Raw genomic sequence first — 241 nt, forward strand, 5'->3', positions numbered from 1 at the left:
CGCACATCGGTGTAACGCGCCGTCGAACGCACGGCCAGGTCATCGCTGAAGCGGTGAGTGAAGTCATAGCCGAAGATGTACTGGTTGCGCTTGTAATCGTTGTAGTGCGAGTCGCCCGAGAAGAAGTCGCGGTCGATGTGCTGGCCCGTCGGGCCACGCTTGAGCGAGCCGATCATCGGCAGCGACTGGTAATCGGCAGCGCCATCGTCACGCTGCACCTGCGCCAGCACGGTGAAGGAGG

Annotated in this window: 1 protein-coding gene; it reads right to left on the reverse strand. The window is 62.2% G+C overall.

Annotated elements, in window-relative coordinates; all coding sequences use genetic code 11:
* The coding region (locus SB765_RS33165; protein ID WP_410932967.1) for a hypothetical protein at positions 1–241 on the reverse strand (241 nt) is incomplete at both ends.

This window comes from Pseudomonas sp. SIMBA_067, from assembly GCF_046534675.1.
In the GTDB taxonomy this organism is placed as follows: domain Bacteria; phylum Pseudomonadota; class Gammaproteobacteria; order Pseudomonadales; family Pseudomonadaceae; genus Aquipseudomonas; species Aquipseudomonas putida.